This window comes from Pseudoalteromonas sp. SG44-1 (assembly GCF_014164315.1).
Lineage (GTDB): Bacteria > Pseudomonadota > Gammaproteobacteria > Enterobacterales > Alteromonadaceae > Pseudoalteromonas > Pseudoalteromonas rhizosphaerae.
This window is the reverse complement of record NZ_JACJEW010000002.1, coordinates 96,087-114,025: the sequence shown is the minus strand read 5'-3', so window position 1 is coordinate 114,025 and position 17,939 is coordinate 96,087. Positions and strand designations below refer to the sequence as shown.

Annotated in this window: 15 protein-coding genes; 11 read left to right on the top strand and 4 right to left on the bottom strand. The window is 40.7% G+C overall.

The genetic code is table 11. The annotated features are described in order from the left end of the window. Positions 1 to 47: 47 nt before the first annotated feature. Entirely contained in the window at positions 48 to 1,169 is a 1,122-nt protein-coding gene (locus H5187_RS01550) for an S-(hydroxymethyl)glutathione dehydrogenase/class III alcohol dehydrogenase (protein WP_182739613.1), read from the bottom strand. 117 nt (positions 1,170 to 1,286) lie between these two features. Here H5187_RS01550 and H5187_RS01545 point away from each other — a divergent pair, with 117 nt between their 5' ends. From H5187_RS01545 to H5187_RS01525, 5 genes are all read left to right on the top strand, one after another. After that, positions 1,287 to 2,156 carry a LysR family transcriptional regulator gene (locus H5187_RS01545; protein ID WP_182739612.1) on the top strand — a complete coding sequence of 290 codons (870 nt, stop codon included), beginning with the start codon at positions 1,287 to 1,289 and terminating at the stop codon, positions 2,154 to 2,156. Between the two features lie 137 nt (positions 2,157 to 2,293). Further along, positions 2,294 to 3,511 carry a lipoprotein-releasing ABC transporter permease subunit gene (locus H5187_RS01540; RefSeq protein WP_145233153.1) on the top strand — a complete coding sequence of 406 codons (1,218 nt, stop codon included), beginning with the start codon at positions 2,294 to 2,296 and terminating at the stop codon, positions 3,509 to 3,511. Then, positions 3,504 to 4,202 carry a lipoprotein-releasing ABC transporter ATP-binding protein LolD gene (gene lolD / locus H5187_RS01535; RefSeq protein WP_145233154.1) on the top strand — a complete coding sequence of 233 codons (699 nt, stop codon included), beginning with the start codon at positions 3,504 to 3,506 and terminating at the stop codon, positions 4,200 to 4,202. Before H5187_RS01540 ends, lolD begins: the two co-directional genes overlap by 8 nt. Next, entirely contained in the window at positions 4,192 to 5,436 is a 1,245-nt protein-coding gene (locus tag H5187_RS01530; RefSeq protein ID WP_145233155.1) for a lipoprotein-releasing ABC transporter permease subunit, read from the top strand. The genes lolD and H5187_RS01530 overlap by 11 nt, the downstream gene beginning before the upstream one ends. A gap of 9 nt (positions 5,437 to 5,445) precedes the next feature. After that, positions 5,446 to 5,979 carry a DUF924 family protein gene (locus H5187_RS01525; protein WP_145233156.1) on the top strand — a complete coding sequence of 178 codons (534 nt, stop codon included), beginning with the start codon at positions 5,446 to 5,448 and terminating at the stop codon, positions 5,977 to 5,979. Here H5187_RS01525 and H5187_RS01520 read toward each other — a convergent pair. Next, positions 5,976 to 6,740, bottom strand: coding sequence for a spermidine synthase (locus H5187_RS01520; RefSeq protein ID WP_182783586.1), 765 nt, complete (start codon positions 6,738 to 6,740; stop codon positions 5,976 to 5,978). The two genes, H5187_RS01525 and H5187_RS01520, sit on opposite strands and share 4 nt — an antisense overlap. Before the next feature lie 135 nt (positions 6,741 to 6,875). Between H5187_RS01520 and H5187_RS01515 the strand changes: the two genes are divergently transcribed. The 5 genes from H5187_RS01515 to H5187_RS01495 all read left to right on the top strand — a co-directional run bounded on the left by H5187_RS01515 (position 6,876) and on the right by H5187_RS01495 (position 11,769). Next, positions 6,876 to 7,349 (top strand): DUF1456 family protein, encoded by a 474-nt coding sequence (locus H5187_RS01515; RefSeq protein WP_182783613.1) that lies wholly within the window; start codon positions 6,876 to 6,878, stop codon positions 7,347 to 7,349. Between the two features lie 334 nt (positions 7,350 to 7,683). Next, positions 7,684 to 9,036 carry an NADP-specific glutamate dehydrogenase gene (gdhA, locus tag H5187_RS01510; protein ID WP_182760910.1) on the top strand — a complete coding sequence of 451 codons (1,353 nt, stop codon included), beginning with the start codon at positions 7,684 to 7,686 and terminating at the stop codon, positions 9,034 to 9,036. 203 nt (positions 9,037 to 9,239) lie between these two features. Continuing rightward, positions 9,240 to 10,637: a M28 family peptidase gene (locus tag H5187_RS01505; RefSeq protein ID WP_182760911.1), complete on the top strand. Its 1,398-nt coding sequence runs from the start codon at positions 9,240 to 9,242 to the stop codon at positions 10,635 to 10,637. Positions 10,638 to 10,852: 215 nt separating this feature from the next. After that, positions 10,853 to 11,284 (top strand): hypothetical protein, encoded by a 432-nt coding sequence (locus H5187_RS01500; RefSeq protein WP_182797481.1) that lies wholly within the window; start codon positions 10,853 to 10,855, stop codon positions 11,282 to 11,284. A gap of 14 nt (positions 11,285 to 11,298) precedes the next feature. Then, positions 11,299 to 11,769 (top strand): hypothetical protein, encoded by a 471-nt coding sequence (locus tag H5187_RS01495; RefSeq protein ID WP_182797480.1) that lies wholly within the window; start codon positions 11,299 to 11,301, stop codon positions 11,767 to 11,769. 151 nt (positions 11,770 to 11,920) lie between these two features. On the opposite strand, the gene H5187_RS01490 is transcribed toward H5187_RS01495, so the two are convergent. Beyond that, positions 11,921 to 13,096: a putative zinc-binding metallopeptidase gene (locus H5187_RS01490; protein WP_182797479.1), complete on the bottom strand. Its 1,176-nt coding sequence runs from the start codon at positions 13,094 to 13,096 to the stop codon at positions 11,921 to 11,923. Between the two features lie 128 nt (positions 13,097 to 13,224). Beyond that, positions 13,225 to 14,025 carry an SHOCT domain-containing protein gene (locus H5187_RS01485; RefSeq protein ID WP_182797478.1) on the bottom strand — a complete coding sequence of 267 codons (801 nt, stop codon included), beginning with the start codon at positions 14,023 to 14,025 and terminating at the stop codon, positions 13,225 to 13,227. 575 nt (positions 14,026 to 14,600) lie between these two features. On the opposite strand from H5187_RS01485, the gene H5187_RS01480 reads away from it, so the two are divergent. After that, the gene (locus H5187_RS01480) at positions 14,601 to 17,912 is read left to right on the top strand and encodes a DUF2126 domain-containing protein (RefSeq protein ID WP_182797477.1); all 3,312 of its coding nucleotides are present in this window, start codon (positions 14,601 to 14,603) and stop codon (positions 17,910 to 17,912) included. Positions 17,913 to 17,939 lie beyond the last annotated feature (27 nt).

The following is a 17,939-nucleotide window of genomic DNA, read 5'->3' as shown; positions in this document are numbered from 1 at the left end:
AAAATACCACATAGCTTACACGCTATGCGGTATCTGTATTTTTAATATTAGTAGTGGATCACAGTACGAATACTTTTGCCTTCATGCATTAAATCAAACGCGTCGTTTATGTCTTCAAGACCCATGGTATGAGTGATAAAGTCATTTAATGCAAATTCGCCAGCCATGTAACGTTCAACAATCTCAGGTAGTTGTGAACGACCTTTAACCCCACCAAATGCGCTACCACGCCAGACACGGCCAGTGACTAGCTGGAATGGGCGAGTTGAAATTTCTTGTCCTGCACCAGCAACACCAATGATCACCGATTCCCCCCAACCTTTATGACAACATTCAAGGGCTGAGCGCATGACATCAACATTACCTATACACTCAAATGAGAAATCAACGCCACCATCGGTCATCTCGACAATAACTTCTTGAATAGGCTTGTCGAAATCTTTTGGATTGATCAAGTCTGTGGCACCTAATTTAGTGGCTAGATCAAACTTAGACGTGTTGATATCAATACCGATAATACGCGAGGCACCAGCCATTTTCGCGCCGATAATTGCTGACAAACCTATACCACCTAAACCAAAGATAGCAACGGTATCGCCTGCTTGAACTTTTGCAGTGTTTGTGACCGCGCCCATACCAGTTGTAACACCACAGCCTAGTAAGCAAATTTCTTCAAGTGATGCTGCTTTGTTTACTTTAGCCAGTGAGATCTCTGGCAGTACCGTATATTCAGAAAAGGTTGATGTGCCCATGTAGTGATAAATTGGTTGGCCATCTTTGAAAAAGCGAGTCGTGCCGTCTGGCATTAAGCCTTTACCTTGCGTTTCACGTACAGCGGAACACAAGTTTGTTTTGCCTGAAGTACACATTTTACATACACCGCATTCTGCAGTATATAAAGGAATAACATGATCGCCTACAGCAACACTGGTTACGTCTTCGCCGATAGCATAAACAACACCGGCGCCTTCATGCCCTAAAATGGCTGGGAAAATCCCTTCAGGATCGGCACCTGATAATGTAAATGCATCGGTGTGACATACGCCCGTAGCAGTAATTTTTACCATTACTTCGCCTTTTTTAGGCATCATTACATCCACTTCTTCTACAGATAGTGGTTGATTTGGACCCCAAGCAATTGCGGCTTTTGATTTTATAAATTCAGACATAGTAACTCTCTTGCTGGTTAAATACGAAGATGACTTGAAAACAATAACGCTATTTTATTTGTTTCTCAAACAATGTTAATCTTCATTTTAATAAAACACTTTTACAGTATGGTAATAATGAGTCGTTGGTTAGGCATAGACGAATTTATCGCAGTCGGTGAAGAAGGCAGCTTTACCCGCGCTGCAACCGCATTAGGGGTATCCGTTGCACACATAAGCCGCCATGTAACGCAATTAGAGCAGCGCTTAAATACCCAATTATTAACGCGTACTACCCGTAAAGTTGTACTGACTAAAGAAGGCGAAGTCTTTTTACATCAAACAAAACATTTACAGCATGCAATGGACGACGCCACCGCGTTATTAGCACAACAGCAAAATGCTCCTAAAGGTAAAATTAAACTCACAGCTCCGGTTATGTATGGCGAAAGCTTCGTGATGCCAGCAGTGCATACTTTTATGCAACTGCACCCTGATGTAGAAGTGGTGATGGCGCTGAGCAATGAACAAGAAAATTTACTTGAGGGCGGCTTTGACTTAGCTATTCGCCTTGGTCATTTAAAAGACTCTAGCTTAAAAGCACGACGTTTAAGTGCACGTCATTTTGTAATTTGCTGCTCAAAAGCCTATTTAGCCCGTTTTGGCGAACCTCACACATTAGCTGAATTACAGCACCATCAATGCTTAGTCGGCAACAGCAGTTATTGGCGGGTGTGCGAGCAAGGGCGTGATAAACATATCAAAATTGCGGGGCGGTTACAGTGTAATAGTGGCTGGGCGTTAGCTGATGCAGCTAAAAAGGGTCTTGGCATCATACAAGTGCCAAACTACTACATTGAGAGTGATTTAGCCACGGGTGATTTAGTGCCTATTTTAACCAATAATCAGCCAAAACCAGAAGGTGTATGGGGAGTGTATCCTCCGCGACAATTTGTTGCGACCAATGTCAGAGCATTACTCGATCACCTTATTAAATCTCTAAACTAAAAGTTTAAATAAAGCGGCTTAATTTTGATACAGCAGTTGATTTGTCATGAATTTTTACACTTTTGCGCATACCCAATGGCACTTTATTTATGCTAGTATGAGCGCTGAATTGGCATTAAATGTGACCATAAATAATTATGTTTCAACCTGTTAGCCTGTTTATCGGGCTGAGATACAGTCGCTCCTCGAAAGGGAACGCATTTATCTCTTTTATTTCGTTTTTCTCCATTGCCGGTATCGCCATTGGTTTAATGGCATTATTTACTGTCAGCTCAGTGATGAATGGTTTTGAAAATAACCTTAAAACCAATATGTTGGGCCTCATTCCTCATGTTGAAATTGCGTCTGATGGACAAACTCAAGCACAAATGATCCAGCTGCAAGATACCATTGTTGCGTCCAAATTTGTGAAAAGAGCGAGTTTGTATCGCCATGGTGAAGCCATTTTACAAACCAATCGCGATTTACATGGCGTGCTATTGCAAGGTTTGTACGACGATAACGCATCGCTTTATAAAATCAGCGATAAAGTTATTCAAGGTAATTGGCAAACAGTCATGACATCGCGCTATCACATTGCGGTTAGTCGTTATTTAACACGTAAACTGGGAATTGGTTTAGGTGATAAAGTGCGCGTGATCATGCCTAATGCGTCAACCTATACACCTTTAGGTCGCGTACCAAGCCAACGTTTGTTCACCGTTGCTGCCATTTATGAAACAGGTTCTGAAATTGATATGGGACTTGCTTTTACTAGCGGCGAATCGCTACAACGGGTATTAAAGTTGCCACAAACTAGTGCTCCTAATTTGAGTATTTCACTGAACGATCCTTTTCAACTAGATGCCTTTAGCGCTTCAGCTAGTGCAATTTTAAGTCAACATACAGTCACCGATTGGCGCCAGTCACAAGGTACTTTGTTTGCAGCAGTCGCAATGGAAAAACGCATTATGTCGATGCTGCTGGCGCTGATTGTATTAGTTGCGGTATTTAATATTGTCTCTGCGTTGACCATGATGGTGAGCGAAAAACAAAGTGAAGTGGCTATTTTACAAACGCTTGGCTTAACGCCGGCTCAAGTGCAGCAAGTCTTTATGATCCAAGGTTTGTACAATGGTTTGATTGGTACCAGTATCGGTGCAGCCCTTGGCTTATTACTCAGTGCTTATATCAACGAAGTGCTGGCAGGCATAGGTTTAAACTTGTTAACAGGGATTGCCTTACCAGTAAAATTTGACGTAATGAGCTTATCGCTGATTGCCGTAGGCAGTATTACCATGAGCTTTTTAGCCACTTTATATCCGGCGCGTAAAGCTGCCAATGTTAGCCCAGCAGAGGTATTGCGCTATGAATGATTTAGTTATCCAATGTGAACAGTTAAGTAAAGTGTATCAAGATGGTGAAAATCACGTTGAGGTTTTAAAAGGGGTTGATTTAACCTTACAACAAGGTGAGATGCTGGCTATTGTTGGCAGCTCTGGTTCTGGTAAAAGTACTTTACTGCACATTTTGGGGACTTTGGATTCACAAAGTGCCGGTGTGGCAAAAATTAAAGGTCAACAAGTTGCTAAACTATCACGTGCTGAGCAAGCGAAATTTCGTAATGAGCATTTAGGGTTTATTTATCAGTTCCATCATTTATTAATGGAGTTTAACGCGTTAGAAAATGTTGCGATGCCGCTGTTGATCAAAGGTCTCAGCGCTAAAAAAGCCAATGCTAAAGCCCTCGTAATGCTCGATAAAGTAGGGCTATCGCACCGTAGTAGCCATAAACCATCAATGCTCTCTGGTGGCGAGCGTCAACGGGTGGCAATTGCGCGGGCATTGGTGAGCGAACCTGATTTAGTATTGGCCGATGAGCCAACAGGTAACTTAGACAAACAAAATGCGATTAAAATTTACGATTTGATCAAAGAGCTTAATAGCAGTTTGAATACCAGTTTTGTGGTGGTGACGCACGACCTAGAATTAGCCGATAAGCTGGGTAAAATTGCTTACCTTGATGATGGGAAATTGGCAATTAAAGAGGCCAGCCATGTTGCTTAGTGCCTATTTAAGTAAACGTTTTAGAGCAAGCTCCGGCAGCAGCGATGAAAAAAATGGCTTTGTTAGTTTTATTGCCAAAGCGTCAACCATTGGTATTTTACTCGGCGTTGCAGTGTTAATTGTTGCTTTGTCGGTGATCAATGGCTTTGAACAACAACTAGTACATCGCTTATTAAGCGTTGTGCCACAAGTTGAATATGTTGCGCCTAATCGTCCAATTGATAACTGGCCGGATAAAGTTCAAAAGCTCTCAGAGCAACGTGGCGTAACCGGTGCAGCACCTTTTATTAGTGTCAATGGCATGGCGCAATATAAAAGTGAACTAAAAGCGGTTGAAGTGCGAGGGGTTGATCCTGCTCTAGAAAGTGACGTATCGGCGGTTAATCAGTTTACCCATGGCAAGTTGGTCAGCCAAATAAGCGAAGACGAAATTATTTTAGGCCAACAAATTGTTAAACAATTAGGTGTTAAGCAAGGGGAGTTAATTACCTTATTGATCCCGCAAGTTAACGAGATAAGTACTGAGATTTTAGCACCCAAAAGGGTCACTTTAACCCTTGCGGGTATTATTGAAATGGGGGGCCCTATTGATAGTTCTGCTGCCTTCATCCATCTCAGTAAGGCGCAATCAGTACTTGGTTATGAGCCACTGCAAGTAACAGGGCTTCGCTTAGCAGTAACCGATGTTTTTCAAGCACACCAAATTGCGCTACGGGTTGGCCAAACAATTGATGATTATGTTTATATCTCTAGCTGGTTTAGAACCCAAGGTAGCTTATACCAAGATATACAAATGGTCAGAACCATTGTTTATATTGTGGTGTTTTTAATCATTGCGGTGGCAAGTTTTAATATTGTTTCGTCATTAGTGATGGAAGTACGTGAAAAACAGGCCAACATAGCGATATTAAAAACCATGGGCGCTAAAGACAGTACGATATTAGCGACCTTTATTTTACAAGGACTTAGCCAAGCATTTATTGGCGTGGTACTGGGCTCATTTATAGGTGTGATACTGGCGCTGAACATCAGTGAGCTTTTTACCCTACTGAGTCAGTTGTTAGGCTCAAACCCGCTGGAAGGGGTGTATTTTATTGAGTTTTTACCCAGTAAGCTGGTATGGCAAGATATTGTGATCACTGTTATTGTAACTTTTGTGTTGGCAGTATTAGCCACTATTTACCCTGCATGGCAGGCAACAAGAGTGGATCCAGCCAAGGTATTAGGCAACTAAGGGGAATTTATGTTTAGTTATCAAGTAGTAATAGATTATTGGTTTGATGAACTCGGTCCATCTGGTTGGTATAAAAAATCTGATGCTACAGATATTAAGATACGAGATACATTTAGTGATCTGTTGATAGCTATTACAAAAGGCGAGTATGCGTCTTGGCGAGTGACTGCCTTAGGTGCATTAGCTGAAGTGATTGTGCTTGATCAGTTTTCTCGTAATATTTACCGGGATACCCCTCACGCGTTTAGTCAAGATCCGCAAGCGTTAACATTGGCACAGTTGGCAATCGAAAAAGGCTTTGATCAATTATTACCTGTTGAGCAGCGGGTGTTTTTTTATATGCCGTTTATGCACAGCGAATCGAGCTTTATACACCAACAGGCGATGGTATTATTTAAAGGTTTGAGTAATGAAGATTATGAACTTGCCCATAAAAATATTATCGATCAGTTTGGTCGCTACCCACACCGAAATGCTATTTTAGGGCGTCAGTCCAGCGCCGAGGAAGTTGCGTTTTTAGCTCAACCAGGCTCGCATTTTTAATCAAGCTTAGGTATATGAAATAATTGTTTAATTTCAGCAGCTAAATCAGGCGAGCTAAAATTGTTGTGCTGTTTTATCTGTTCAATATTAATAGCATCAAGGCGTTGCTCACTGGCGATCAGCACAATATTTTTATATTGGTTAAATTCAATCACCACAATATGACTGAATAGACTTCGAAGTGTCGTTAGTAGAGCGATTAATTGTTGTTTATTTTCTGCAGTAAAGTTGATGCAGATCTTACCGTATGTGCTAAGTCGAGCATGACAGTCGCACAAAAATGCCTGTTTTTGTAAAAATGCTGGCTGCGATTTACCACTAAAAACATCAATTATAATCACATCAAATTTGCGGCTACTTTGAGCAACAAATTGTTCAGCGCATTGCGCTACAATATGATTGTTGTCATTGAGGAAAAAATACTGCTTAGCTGCTTTAATTACATTCGGATTAATTTCGACAGTCGTTAATTCAAATCCGGCTTTATTAGTCACTGCTCGTTCAAAACAACCGCTGCCTAAACCTAAATTTAATATCTGTGAGGAGGGTTCGCTACAAAGCAAAAATAGCAGCATAGCTTGATTTACCGGATTACATACTTGCTGCGGTTGTGATTTTTCCATTACACCTTGTAAAGTTAGCTTATCCCCGAGTGTAAGCCAACGATAATCAGCATTTTCAAAAATCTTTAGCGTGTCTTGCTTACTTTGGATTGTTGCTACTAGGTATGCATCGGTAGTAAATGGCGTTAAATCAATCATGCCGTTCCTTCATAATGGGGATGTTGAGCAAAACAAAAAATCAATAGGGTGGCCTTGTTAACTCTGCTAAACTGTATGGCTACTCATAAGCCTGCAATACCTGCTTGGTTGTCTTATCTTACTCTGGAATTTACTTTGACTAATAATGATATTTTACGCCGCCTTCGCTATACCTTTAATTTAGCTGATACTACCATGATTGAAATTTTTGCTGCAGCAGATCATGACGTGACTCAACAACAAGTGATTGGTTGGCTAACCAGAGAAGGGGAAGAGGGTTACGTAGATCCAAGTGATACTGAGTTTGCCATTTTTCTAAATGGTTTTATTAATACAAAGCGCGGTAAGCGCGACGGTGAGCAACCAGCGCCAGAAAGTAAATTAAATAATAATATTATTTTAATGAAATTACGTATCGCATTAAATATGAAAACGGAAGACGTGATCGATGTCTTTGCCTTAACTGATTTTAGTTTGAGTAAGCATGAGTTAAGTGCATTTTCTCGTAAAGCCGATAACAAGCATTATCGTGTATGTAATGACCAAATATTACGTAACTTTTTAACTGGTTTACAGCTACAACTTCGTCCAGAGGCAAGCGGCGAATAATTTACGTGTTCATATCCGTATTTATATCGTACGGGTATGATTTTTAACCCCACTTTAAGCATCGGTGTTTTAAGCAGCCCTCTGCGTTAGTATTTAAATCTTTATTTATTCACATTTCATAAATTTATATTCTTTTTTAATGAGCGTTAATTGTTGCTCTTGCGTATGAACTCAAAAATAATTCACGTTATCGAACGTTAAATATATAGGTTTATCATGTTACAGTGTTAAAAATATTACAATTTTTAAGGCTCTTAACTAGATGACCCATAAACTTGATCACGTCTATTTTAACATCTGAGACAAGCATAACTTTTAACACGGAAGAATAATTATGAATTATATCCATGATACCATTGCACATTTAAAACAAACTAGCCCAGCACAATGCGAATTTTATCAAGCCGTTGAAGAAGTGCTTGAATCACTTGAACCTATTCTTGAAAACTCAGCCGACTATCAAAAGAATGCGATTATTCAACGTCTAGTTGAACCTGAACGTCAAATTATGTTTAGAGTCCCTTGGGTTGATGATGACGGTAACATTCATGTCAATAAAGGCTATCGAATTGAATTTAACTCAAGCTTAGGTCCATACAAAGGTGGTTTACGTTTCCATCCAAGTGTAAATGCCAGCATCATAAAATTTTTAGGGTTTGAGCAAATTTTTAAAAATGCGTTAACTGGCTTACCGATTGGTGGTGGTAAAGGCGGCGCAAACTTTGATCCTAAGGGCCGCTCTGACAGCGAAATAATGCGTTTTTGCCAATCATTTATCAATGAGTTGTATCGTCATATCGGCCCAACCACCGATGTGCCTGCGGGTGATATTGGCGTTGGGGCACGCGAAATAGGCTATATGTTTGGTCAATATAAACGGTTGACCGGACGTTACGACGGTGCGTTTACCGGCAAAAGTTTATTGTGGGGTGGATCATTGGCTCGAAAAGAAGCGACAGGATATGGCGCTGTTTATTTTGCCAATTACATGTTGCAAGACAATGATGACTCACTTAAAGGTAAGCGCTGTTTAGTTTCTGGTGCCGGGAACGTGGCAATTTACGCGATGGAAAAACTTTATCAATTAGAGGCAACACCTATCACTTGCAGTGATTCAAGCGGTACGCTGTATCATGAATCAGGTATTGATGTTGCACTTGTTAAAAAGCTTAAAGAAGGTGCGCGTGAAAGTTTAGCTGTCTATTTAGAAACCCACAGCGATGCGAAGTATATTGCTTGTGCAGATTACCCAAGTGATGGACATGCGGTATGGCGTTTTGTTGCTGATGCCGCTTTTCCCTGTGCGACGCAAAATGAGTTAACTGAAGCTGATGCGCGAACGTTAATAAACAATGGTTGTATATTAGTTTGTGAAGGCGCAAATATGCCAAGTACTAAAGAAGCGGTCGATGTGTTGCTTGCTGCTGAAATAGCCTATGGCCCTGGCAAAGCAGCTAATGCGGGTGGTGTTGCGACGAGTCAATTAGAAATGGCGCAAAATGCCAGTATGCAAATGTGGACGTTCGAAGAGGTCGATACTAAGCTGCAACAAATAATGAAAAATATCTTTGATACTGCAAGTAATACAGCCGCTGAATTTGATCAACCTGGTAATTTAGTGTTAGGTGCTAATATTGCTGCTTTTCGTCGTGTAGCAGATGCTATGATTGAGCAAGGTGTTGTTTAACATACGATAGTTTTACTATGCATAAGCCCACTATATTGGTGGGTTTTTTATTGACGTATATTTGTTCATACCGCGATTATTATCCCGTTTATCTAACCAATCAGTGATTGAACGAGTTAAACAGGTGTTGGTCTCAAAATTATTTGCAGCAGGTAACTGCTCACGTATTGTATATTTATCAAATAATAAAGAGCATCAACACTATGTCTGATCATAAAACCTATCAGCTATCGACCCTCAAGCCCGCAATTTTAATAACTACATTGTTTATTTCAACAAGCACCTTGGCCGCTGAGCTAAATTATCAAGATCAAACCAAGCTTCATGATATTGCCGCTGATGTTTCAGCAACACGTATTGGCAGTGATATTCAAACACTTGTTGATTTTGGCACTCGTCATACGTTATCAGAAACGAAATCAAACACCCGAGGAATTGGTGCAGCTCGGCGTTGGATCAAGGCTGAGTTTGAGAAAATTTCTCAGCAATGCGGTGGCTGTTTAGAAGTAATAGAAGTTAAAGATACCATTTCTGGCGAAAAGCGTATTCCAAATCCTGTTGAAGTGGTGAATATTATTGCTATTCAACGCGGTACTGATCAGCCAAACCGGATGGTGATGATGTCGGGCGATATTGATTCACGGGTCAGCGATGTAATGGATTTTACCAGCGACGCACCAGGGGCGAATGATAATGCATCGGGTGTTGCTGGGGTGATTGAATCAGCTCGCGTGTTATCTAAATATAAATTTAATGGCTCAATTGTTTATGCCGCGCTTTCAGGCGAAGAGCAAGGACTTTTTGGTGGTAAAATTTTAGCCGACTATGCACAAAAGCAAGGCTGGCAAGTACACGGTGTACTCAATAATGACATGATTGGTAATATTACTGGTATTAATGGCGTTACTGATAACACGACTGCACGTATTTTCTCTGAAGGTACGCGGGTTATCGAAACCAAAGAGCAAGCGCATAAACGCCGTTTTACCGGTGGCGAGGTCGATTCAGCTAGTCGTAATTTAGCCCGTTATATCGATACCATTGCCGATCGCTATATTCCCAATCTTGACACATTGCTAGTTTATCGACTCGATCGCTTTGGTCGAGGAGGGCATCATCGCCCGTTTAACGACATGGGTTATGCTGCTGTAAGAGTAATGGAAACGAACGAAAATTATAACCATCAACATCAAGACTTACGCACTGAGGATGGTATTGTTTATGGTGATACCATTGATGGCGTTGATTTTGATTATACCGCAAAATTAACAGCGCTTAATGCGGTAAGTTTAGCGTCAATGGCATGGGCACCTGCACCACCTAATAACGTTGAAATATCAGGTGCTGTGCAACCTAGTACGACCTTAAAATGGCAAAAAAATAATGATAAAACGACCACGGGGTACAGACTCTATTGGCGTTATACCAGTGAACCACAATGGCAATTTAGCCGCTATGTGGGTGATGTAAGTGAAGCGACTCTTAAAAATGTAGTCATTGATAATTATTATTTTGGGGTTGCTGCGGTTAATAAAGACGGTATTGAATCACCGGTGGTTTTCCCTGGCGATGTAGGTGCGTTTGAGCAAACACTAAAGTAATGTGTAGCGTCTGATATTCAAGCGTAATATAGTTGCGCTTGAATATCAGGCAAGACAATTTAGTAGCGGACTTCGCAATTGAACAGCAATAGTTGTATTTTATGTTGACCTTAGTTTATGAAAGTACACTTTTCATACAATAATTTCAGTGAATACTTGAAGTTAATGGCTTTTTCGTATTATGGTGGAGTTAAATGTGAATTAGTTGACAGTGTATGAACCTATTTTTGCTGATTGCAGGCAGCTTGAGTGCTTTAGCCGCACTCGCTCACCTTGGTTGTATTGTTTTTGGTGCGCCGTGGTATCGCTTTTTCGGTGCTGGTGAGTACATGGCAATGCTCGCAGAGCAGGGCAAGTTGACGCCTTCGCTGATCACTTTCTTCATCGCTTTTGTATTAAGCGTTTGGTCGTTATATGCTTTTTCTGCCGCGGGTTTGTTCAAACAGCTACCTTTCATACGCTTTGTGTTAGTTGTGGTAACTGCGATTTATTTGTTTCGCGGTATTGCAGGATTATATTTAATGACTAATCCGCTAGGACGCAGTGAGATGTTTTGGCTTTGCAGCTCGATCATTTGTTTACTGATTGGCGGCTTTCATTTTATAGGATTAAAACAACAATGGCTGGTTTTATCAGTTAAATATTAGCAAGGAAGGAAGCAATGTCTTTATTTGTATCGACGGATTTTAACCCCCCAGAAGCGCTGCAAACAACTGCGTTTTATTTTACCCCATTAAATGAGCAGGTAGTCGAGCTTGATTTTACTGCTGTAATGTTAAGTGTGCCGCAGCTAAAAGGTATATTCGCCACCAAGCCTGATTGGCCAAAAGCCGATATGACCCTTGAAGAGAATCGTCAAAGCTTAGCTCAACATGCCGCAGAGTTTAACGAAAAAAAAGCATTTGCTTATGCGATATTAAACCCGAAAAAAACACGCTGCCTAGGCTCAGTGTATATCGATCCTGGGGTAAACAATGAATTCGATAGTGAGATTACTTTTTGGCTACGTAATGATAGTCAGGAATTAAATAATACCTTACGGTTATGTATCTTACATTGGCTCGCTGAGCATTGGCCATTTGAACGAGTACGATTAATTTCAACTAAGTATCAGGCAAGCTTTAGTTTGTAATATCAAAAGATTATAACGCAATACAGGTCATACTCATTAGCGGATGTGTTATGTTAGCTGGCTGATAACGTACTGCGGTTTGTTATCTGTGTCAGTGCTGTTAATCCGGGTAGAGCATTTGCCGAAATTACATTATCAAAGCTGTTGTTATTTATGTGTTATCAGCTGTTGTATTTAAATCAGGCATAAGGTTAAGTCTGTTATGGATCGCGTGATGAACAAACGAAAGCTTAGTGCGTACCGCCTGTGTTAAAACAAATGGATAAGCATCAGCTAAGCCCATGCTGCGATTTAACGAATTTAAAATAATCGAAAATTCCATCCAGCTATCCAACATTACTGAGATTGATGTTTGGCTATTAAAGTAATACGAGTTTTGCGGTAGCCTTAACTCATCAGTGTCCTCAACTTCAAATTCATTACCGAGTGTAGAACCGGTAATAGAGAAATTTTTTGCTGTCTCTAAAGTATCAATAATATGCATGTAGTGCGCCCAAGTTTCTGCCCAGTCTTCAAAAGGGTGCATGGTGGCGTATTCACTAATATAGTTTTCATGCCAATTAGCAGGAGCGCCATTTTTATAATGGGCATCAATCGCTTGTTGGTAATCTAAAGAATCATCGCCAAAATATTGTTTACATAAAGCATGTTTTTGCGGTGAATTTGCAATTAACTGGTCAAAATAATAATGCCCTAACTCATGACGAAAATGACCAAGCAAAGTGCGATAGCGCTCACCCATAGCATGCTTTGTTTGTGATCGAGCGACATCATCAGCTTCAGCCAAATTAATTGTAATATGGCCGCAGTTATGGCCAGTAAAAACATTTTCTTGACCTGCTAATTTAGTCACGAAATGGTCATTAACACTGCGGTCGGTTATAAAATCAAAACTAAGGCCACATTCGGCATCTTGGCTGAGGTTATTTAATGGTAAAGAAAGCGCTTTAAGCGTATACAATGCCCGGCGTTTTGCTGTTTCCATTTTGGTCCAAAGTGGAATGTGTTGATTAATACTTAGATCTGGGATTGTTTCATTAAACCGACATGCGAAACACAGCACTTCTTCTGTGTCTGGCGCTGGTACAAAACTGTCGATATCAACCATGCCATTGCATGCCTTATAGTGTGCATTGTTATCACATTTTTGATAGGGCACATCAGGGGCTGACGCTTTGTAATATAAGCCCGTTGTGTCATTAAATTCGTAGGGTTCTACAAGGTTAAAATTGTCATCAATACCAACAGTTTTGCCACAGGCAAGGCAGTGACTACTTTCAAAAAACAATATTTGATTATCTTTGCAGTTACATTTAAACGTTTTCATATTTTTTACCGTATCCGTTGATAAATACAATGACAAATTATTCAGTGAACAGACTTACATAAGCTATATTGCTAACAAATTATAAAGTTAGCAAATTATAAAATTAATAAGCCTGAGATTACTTGCCGTTAAATTCGTTGCAATAAATCTGATTTTTTCTCATTAAACTCAGCATCAGTGAGTGCGCCTAAATCACGTAATTGTGCTAATTTTTCAATAATGTCGAGGGTTTCATTCACTGAGTATTGCGAAGCATTAATAGCTGTCGACTCGCTACTCATCATTTTATCATTTGAGCCTGTCTCAGGGGGGGATTGCTGTTGTTTTGCAAAGTCTGTTGATTGGGCAAAGTTGGTATTGTGACTTGAATGTGTCTGAGTGAAGCTATCATCAGCAATCACTGGCAAACTATTTACGCTAATGTTTCCCCACTGGCTACTAAAGGTAAGCGATATATCGTTGCCTTGTTGCTGGCTTACCCCCCCGATCTGGTGATCGAGTGTATCATAGACTGTGACCTGACCATTTTTTTCAATGGCTAAGCGATTAGGGAAGACAGCATATCGGGTGTTGTTTTGTGAACCGGTACTCGATGGATTACCTAAATTAACTGGCCACCACTGGTTGCTTCCTAAAGTACCTGCAGGAATGACGGGGAAAACTTGGTTGTTTGCTAAAATAGTGGCAAGTTCGTTACATAAGTTATCAACGGTGTTTTTCAAGCCATTATTGAACATGTCTCCTACCATTGTCATTCCACCGCGCATCCATTGACCTGAGCCGCCAAGTTCTGGGCAATTAAACTGCGCCATTGAACCGCCGCCATTATTTACTGCAACTAACATATGTACTACTGCCCCATAACTTAAACCATAACGGGCAGATATCCCTTTAACCAAGTTGTCACCAATGTTTGTTAATGTTTGCATAAATAGCGTCCTTAATATGAAGATAGGCGGGATGTGTATTACGTCATGATCTAACTGTGAACAATCTACCTTAAGCATTGATGCTAATCATAAATTAGCAAAATAAAATGCCAACATTGCTTGTTTAAAGACACTAAGCTTGCTAGTTTGGCTTTCAGGGCGATTAAAAATCAAACTACTATAACACTGTTAAGAAGCTTAATCGTGGTTTTATTGTGAACTATTTTTTAAGTTCGTTTTAGCGAAGCATTTAACTGGTGTTGTGATTAATTGGGACTTTTTTCTATTTAATCGCTAGAAAAAACAGGCATGCTTTATTGGTGAATTACATAAAATAATAAGCGCTGTGTGATTTTTAATACCTAGCTTTGTGCTAATTTGGTGCGGATGTCGCACCAAATAATTCTTCACAGCGCTCGCTCTTTGATTCTAAACAGTCAATAGTGACCAATATATAGGCTAACAGCCTAATTTTATTATGTAATCTATATGGAATGTATATTGCTTAAATAGCAGGCAGGTAGTAGTAAGTTATACTTAAATGGCTATACAAAAAATTAAAGAGGGATTAATCGATGACAATTACTGTTGGTATAGCGCACCATACTCAATACAAGTACGACCGCCCAGTAAATATGGGGCCGCATATTTTCCGCTTACGTCCAGCACCGCATAGCCGAACTAAAATTAAAAGCTATTCATTAAAAATAGTGCCGGAAGATCATTACATCAATTGGCAGCAAGACCCTTTTGGTAATTATCAGGCAAGAGTGGTATTTAATAGCCCCACAACTGAGTTTAGTTTTACTGTTGATTTAGTGGCTGAAATGACGGTAATTAATCCGTTTGATTTCTTTTTAGAAGAATATGCTGAAGAGTTTCCATTTGAATACGATAAAGTCGCAAAGGCTGAGCTTAATCCCTATTTAAAAAAACGTAAGGCGAGTCCTAAGTTTTTAGAATTGATTGATTCGTTACGTCCGGAAAAACCAATCAGAAGTGTTGATTTTTTAGTTGCGGTCAATCAGTCAATTTATAATCTTGTTGGCTACGGCATTCGTTTAGAGCCTGGAGTTCAAACGGCGAACGAAACCATCACAAAAAAAACCGGTTCATGTCGAGATTCTGCGTGGTTGTTAGTACAACTGTTTCGTCATTTAGGTTTGGCTGCTCGTTTTGTATCTGGTTATTTAATCCAACTTACATCAGATCAAAAATCACTTGATGGCCCAAGTGGTCCTGATGAAGATTTTACTGATTTACACGCATGGACGGAAGTATATATTCCAGGCGCAGGTTGGATCGGGCTTGATCCTACCTCCGGCTTATTTGCTGGGGAAGGCCATATTCCGCTTGCGTGCACTCCTGAACCTAGCTCAGCAGCACCTGTCTCTGGTGGCATAGATAAGTGCGAATCAGAATTTAGTTTTTATAACAAAGTAACGCGCGTACATGAAGACCCTCGCGTTACAAAGCCGTATTCAGAAACACAATGGGCTGCAATAAACCGCTTGGGTCAGCAAGTTGATGATGTATATGTTAAGGAAGGTGTTCATTTAACAATGGGCGGTGAGCCGACGTTTATTTCTATTGATGATATGGAACATCCCCAATGGAACACAGAAGCCGACGGTAAAGAAAAACGAGTGTTAGCACAAAGCTTATTTATTGCGATGAACAAAGCATATACCAAAGGTGGCTTTACACATTATGGGCAAGGTAAATGGTATCCGGGAGAGTCACTGCCTCGCTGGCAATATGCATGTTATTGGCGAAAAGACGGTGAAGCTTTGTGGCAAGATGCCAGTTTATTAGCTGATCCGAATAAAGATTATAAATTAGACCACACAGATACCAAGCGTTTTACAGAACAGCTATGTGCAGAAATAGGCCTTGAAACCAAGGCTATCACTACAGCCTATGAAGATATTTTATATCATTTATGGCAAGAGGCATCGTTACCCAAAGAGGTGGGGCCTAAACAGCCTGAACTTCTTAGTGCAATGAGCCGTAAAGGCTTTTTAGCTAAAATGGAACAAGGTATTGAAAAGCCTGTTGGTTATGCATTGCCGCTGCAGTTTAATCAAGCGAAACATTGCTGGCAGTCATGCAAATGGGAATTTAAACGCGAATACTGTTTTTTATTACCAGGTGAATCACCCCTTGGTTATAGATTACCGCTTGATAGCCTTGAGTGGACAAGCAACATTATTGAGCGAGATCCGTTTGATATTCCAGATAACTTTACAAAAGCTAAAAAACTGCAAAAAGGCTTTATTGGTCAACAGATGATCAAAACCGCAATGGCATTGGAAGTAAGAGAAGGGCGGTTGTACATCTTTATGCCCCCAACGAGCCATTTTGAACATTATATGTCGCTATTAAATGCGATTGAAAGCACCGCAAAAACCCTGCGAATCCCGGTTGTTATTGAAGGCTATAGCCCGCCTAAAGATAGTCGTGTAGAAAAATACGCCGTGACACCTGATCCAGGTGTCATTGAAGTGAACATCCACCCATCTTCGTCATGGCAGCAATTGGTAGATAGAACAACGACACTTTACGATCTAGCCAAACAAGCACGTTTAGGAACAGATAAGTTTATGGCGGACGGTCGTCATACCGGCACCGGGGGGGGGAATCATGTCACTTTAGGTGGTGAAACGCCGCAGCAAAGCCCGTTCTTACGACGCCCAGATATTTTAAGAAGTTTTATTACTTATTGGCAGCACCATCCTGGATTATCTTATTTATTTTCAGGTTTATTTATCGGCCCTACAAGCCAAGCACCTCGTGTGGATGAAGCTCGTGATGAGTTGCTCTATGAGCTTGAAATCGCATTTTCACACATGCCTGAAGGGGAAGTGCCTGAGCCATGGCTCGTTGATCGTTTGTTACGCAACTTACTTGTTGATTTAACAGGTAATACACACAGGGCGGAGTTTTGTATTGATAAGCTATATTCACCCGATTCAGCAACAGGACGACTAGGTATTGTCGAGTTTAGGGGGTTTGAAATGCCACCTCACTCACAAATGAGCTTAGTGCAAATGTTGTTATTACGGACTTTATTAGCTTGGTTTTGGAAAAAGCCTTATCACAAACCGTTGATCCGTTGGGGCACCGAATTACATGATAAATTTTTATTACCTCAGTATGTTGAAAATGATTTAGCTGAGGTTGTTAGAGATCTGCAGCAAGCTGGTTTTGCATTCCAAGTAAGTTGGCTAAACCCATTTTTTGAGTTTAGGTTCCCTGTTTGCGGCACCCGAGAACTCGATGATGTGACGTTAGAGCTTAGAACCGCGATTGAACCTTGGCATGTACTGGGTGAAGAAGCCAGTGCATCTGGTACTGCTCGGTATGTTGATTCGTCATTAGAGCGCGTGCAAATCAAAGTAATTGGCACAATGAGTGACCGCTATATCGTTACGTGTAATGGCCGACGCGTGCCGCTTAAAATTGTTAAAGGCAAAGCGAAAGATGAAATGGTTGCTGGGATCCGTTACCGTGCATGGCAGCCACCAACAGCGCTGCATCCTACAATTGGTGTACATGCACCGTTAGTATTTGATCTGATCGATACCTGGGAAGGCCGCTCAATGGGTGGTTTTGTCTACCATGTTAGTCATGCTGGTGGGCGAAATCCAGAAACATTACCCGTTAATGCATTTGAAGCTGAAGGGCGAAGGGTTGCACGATTTTGGGAGCATGGTCACACACCATCATTATTAGCATCTGATCAGCCTAGTTGGAGCCCATCGGCTGCGACACGAAGCTTTGAATCAGCACAATCAGTGAGTGAATTTGTTGTTCCCGATGAAGAAAATACTAATTCAGATTACCCTAATACGCTCGATTTAAGGAGACAACCTAAGTTCAAATAAATGATATTTTTGGGTTGCTAATTGTAT

What these genes read in the sequence shown, in the direction of transcription:
- H5187_RS01550 (WP_182739613.1), bottom strand. Translation starts at nt 1,169, where the DNA reads ATGTCTGAATTTATAAAATCAAAAGCCGCAATTGCTTGGGGTCCAAAT.
- H5187_RS01545 (WP_182739612.1), top strand. Translation starts at nt 1,287, where the DNA reads ATGAGTCGTTGGTTAGGCATAGACGAATTTATCGCAGTCGGTGAAGAA.
- H5187_RS01540 (WP_145233153.1), top strand. Translation starts at nt 2,294, where the DNA reads ATGTTTCAACCTGTTAGCCTGTTTATCGGGCTGAGATACAGTCGCTCC.
- lolD (WP_145233154.1), top strand. Translation starts at nt 3,504, where the DNA reads ATGAATGATTTAGTTATCCAATGTGAACAGTTAAGTAAAGTGTATCAA.
- H5187_RS01530 (WP_145233155.1), top strand. Translation starts at nt 4,192, where the DNA reads ATGTTGCTTAGTGCCTATTTAAGTAAACGTTTTAGAGCAAGCTCCGGC.
- H5187_RS01525 (WP_145233156.1), top strand. Translation starts at nt 5,446, where the DNA reads ATGTTTAGTTATCAAGTAGTAATAGATTATTGGTTTGATGAACTCGGT.
- H5187_RS01520 (WP_182783586.1), bottom strand. Translation starts at nt 6,740, where the DNA reads ATGATTGATTTAACGCCATTTACTACCGATGCATACCTAGTAGCAACA.
- gdhA (WP_182760910.1), top strand. Translation starts at nt 7,684, where the DNA reads ATGAATTATATCCATGATACCATTGCACATTTAAAACAAACTAGCCCA.
- H5187_RS01505 (WP_182760911.1), top strand. Translation starts at nt 9,240, where the DNA reads ATGTCTGATCATAAAACCTATCAGCTATCGACCCTCAAGCCCGCAATT.
- H5187_RS01500 (WP_182797481.1), top strand. Translation starts at nt 10,853, where the DNA reads ATGAACCTATTTTTGCTGATTGCAGGCAGCTTGAGTGCTTTAGCCGCA.
- H5187_RS01495 (WP_182797480.1), top strand. Translation starts at nt 11,299, where the DNA reads ATGTCTTTATTTGTATCGACGGATTTTAACCCCCCAGAAGCGCTGCAA.
- H5187_RS01490 (WP_182797479.1), bottom strand. Translation starts at nt 13,096, where the DNA reads ATGAAAACGTTTAAATGTAACTGCAAAGATAATCAAATATTGTTTTTT.
- H5187_RS01485 (WP_182797478.1), bottom strand. Translation starts at nt 14,025, where the DNA reads ATGCAAACATTAACAAACATTGGTGACAACTTGGTTAAAGGGATATCT.
- H5187_RS01480 (WP_182797477.1), top strand. Translation starts at nt 14,601, where the DNA reads ATGACAATTACTGTTGGTATAGCGCACCATACTCAATACAAGTACGAC.